This is a genomic window from Citrobacter sp. S46_ASV_140, from assembly GCF_018919545.1.
GTDB lineage: Bacteria > Pseudomonadota > Gammaproteobacteria > Enterobacterales > Enterobacteriaceae > Citrobacter > Citrobacter braakii.
The window spans coordinates 1-3,287 of record NZ_JAHLRC010000220.1; the positions used below are offsets into that span (position 1 = coordinate 1).

The following is a 3,287-nucleotide window of genomic DNA, read 5'->3' on the forward strand; positions in this document are numbered from 1 at the left end:
GTCCAGTGCCCGACCGAGTGGGACTAGTTTGGCTTTATCACCTTGCGCCGCGATGATTTGGTTGATCAGTTTATCAATCACCGGGCTTTGCACGCCCGGGGCGTTATAGCTGGAGTCAATATATTCAGAGGCCCAGAGAATTTGCAGGTCCGAACTTGGCCACGGCATTGCGCGATACAATCTCGGCATCATGTCATAGTCACGACTGCGCAGCCGGTTTGTGATTTGTGAGTTATCAACCTGGCGGATGTTCATTGTAATGCCTAAGCGCTGCAGGTTGTGCTGGAACGGCAGCACCCACTGGCTGTTACTGCCCGCCGGGAGCAACAGTTCAAAGCTCAGAGGTTTACCGTTGGCGCTGTTTACGCGCTGTTGTCCCTTAAGTACCCATCCGGCCTGCTCCAGTAAGGCATCGGCTTTCAACAGGTTGTCACGATCGTAGCCATCGCCTTTTGATTTCGGCGGCTGATAAATTTGGCTGAAGACCTCAGGGGGGAGATCTTTTTTCAAGGGCGCAAGTATTACCAGTTCATCCGCATCGGGGTAATTTTTAGCGGCATACTCGGTATTCTGAAAATAGCTGTTGGTCCGACTCCAGGCGTTATAGAACAGAGCTTTATTCATCCATTCAAAATCAAAGGCCAGGGTGATGGCTTCTCGCACCCGTCGGTCGCTGAACACCGGGCGCTGAATATTAAACGCCAGCCAACGCGTATCCTGGGCGGATTCGTTTTTTTGCTCATCTTTGATGATGTAATGATTCGCGAAATTTTTACCGGTATAACGTGTCGCCCAGTTTTTAGCATCGTTTTCAAGACGCAGGTCAAACGCTCCGGCCTTAAACGCTTCAAAGGCGACGTTGTCATCCAGATAGTAGTCGTAGCGGATGGTATCAAAGTTCCAGCGGCCACGGTTGACGGGCAGATTAGCGGCCCAATAATCGTTGACGCGCGAATAGACAATGTACTGACCCATCTTCCATTTCGTGATGCGATAAGGACCGCTGGCGAGCGGAGGCGATGATAAGGGATCGCTGAGCTTATGATCTTTCCAGTACTTCTCTGGCATCACGGGTAATGAAAACAGGCTGAGCATGTCCTCTTTACCCGGTTTGGCTAATTCAATACGTACGGTTAATGGCGCGATCGCTTTTACCGTTGTTCCCTTGTAGACCAGGCGAAATTGCGGCACGCCTTCAGTCATAAATTTGTGGAAGGTGAATGCGACATCGCTGGCAGTAATGGGTGAGCCATCGTGAAAACGCGCTCGCGGATTAATGGCGATTTCTACCCAGGAATAGTCATCAGCATAGCGTGCGCTGTCGGCGATGAGCGGATAATAGCTGCCAGGTTCATCGTCAGAGGTAGTAAACAGCGTATCGTAAAGCGTTTCGGTACGTGCTCCGGGATTACCGCGCATCGCATAGCGGTTGAAGTTATCGAACGTGCCGATGGCGGAGAGGGTGATTTGCCCGCCTTTGGGGGCCGCAGGGTTGACGTAATCAAAGTGATTAAAGTTAAACGCGTACTTCGGTTCGCCCAGTACGGCAAAAGCATAGCTTTCTTTGATGGACTGCGCCTCGGCGCTAAACCCGATGAGGGCGATAAACAGCAGCAATACGCGAGGGATCATTAAATGCGATTTCCTTTTCCTGCCACTACCCGACGGGCATCATGCCTGAAAGATAAGGGATGTGGCGGCGAGTGAGAGTATATGATTCGCATACTGCGATCACCACGTCGGCTTATTGGGCTGCGCCATCCAACGCACGAAATCAGCAAGTTTTAATGGTCGGCTAATCCAGTATCCCTGGAAAAAATGCACTCCACGATCGCGCAGCCAACGGGCTTGCTCAGGCGTTTCAACCCCTTCAGCAACCGTCAGCATATTAAGACGCTTAGAGAGTGTCAACACGGCGTCCAGAACCGGAGAGGTCAGGGTCTCTGTTCCAATGGCGTTAATAAAGCCGCGATCGATTTTCAGGTAGTCAACGGTAAAGCGTTCCAGATAAATCAGCGCGCTATGACCGGTGCCAAAATCATCAATGGCAATTTCAAAACCTGCGGAATGAAGCCATTCAAAAAGCTTTGTGGCTTCGTGTTGATTAAGCATATCCCGTTCGGTGATCTCCAGCACCATCTGGAAATGGTTTGCGGGAAGCGAGGCCTGCAGGTGATGAATGTCGTCTTTAAACGTCTCGCCGTGCAGATGCGTTGGCGCGATATTGATCCCCAATTTTGCACCAGCGGGTAACACTTTTTGCAGCATCGGTGCGTCCTGGGCTATCAACTTAAAGAGATGCTGGGTCAGCGGGACAATCATTTTCTGGGATTCGGCGTAGTGAATAAAAGCATCCGGTGGGATCTCCCCCGTTGTCGGATGATTCCAGCGTAATAACACCTCTACACCTTTCACCTCCAGTGTCTGCACCTCTACCACGGGCTGGTACACCACATAAAACTGGTTATGTTTGATTGCGTTGAGGATATCTTTGCCCGGACGTAAACGGATGGTGTAGATGTAGTACCAGAGAAGAAGCGCAGCAATAATCCCCGCCATGCATCCCAACATAATCGAATACCAGACATCGGTATAGGTCCACTCATCGGCATATAAACGAATCTGTAGCGGAATACCTTCCAGGGTCGCCTGCCGCCAGTGAGAGTGGGGCAGAGCGGAGGCATCAATAATCCGTGATGAAAATGTTGAAATCGCGTTATCACCGACGACTATGGCAATACCGTTAAAATCATCCTGTCGGGCGGTATAAAGCAGATAAGGGGCCAGATTAATATTCAGTGAGGTAAACACGCCGCTATCAGTGAACGATGGGTTCCGGTGCCAAATCATTATCGCCGGCTTGTTCGGCATCATGGGCGTACCGGGGAGTAATTCCACATCAATATTTCTGCTGATATCGAGGCTTGGGACCAGATCTAAAATCGGGGTGAACATTGCGCCCGTTGCGGAGGAGCAGAAAGCAATGCCGTTTTTGACCAGTAAAAATGCGCGAACGTTGAGGCTAAAGGCTGCGCTGGAGGTTAGTTGAGCAGCGACTTGTTGGCAACTGTTGGCGACCAGTGGCTGAAGGTCATCTGTGGTGGATTTGAGATCGGCGAAGTAGCTGCTGACATAATTCTGGATATCGGAAAGGAGCGTGTCGTACTTAATGTCTCGTTTATGCCAGGTCACGAAAAATTGCAGGGTACTCACCAGGAGCGCGACGATAAGCCCCGTTAACATACAGGAAAGCAGGATTTTCTGATTGGATGAAGAGGAGCGTTTAA

2 protein-coding genes are annotated in these 3,287 nt (G+C 50.6%); both read right to left on the bottom strand.

Annotated elements, in window-relative coordinates:
• Window positions 1-1,632: extracellular solute-binding protein (locus KQJ19_RS23030; RefSeq protein ID WP_216404230.1), on the bottom strand; the 1,632-nt coding region annotated here is incomplete at its 3' end.
• Between the two features lie 99 nt (window positions 1,633-1,731).
• A partial coding sequence (locus KQJ19_RS23035; protein WP_216404231.1) for a cyclic di-GMP phosphodiesterase occupies window positions 1,732-3,287 on the bottom strand: 1,556 nt, incomplete at its 5' end.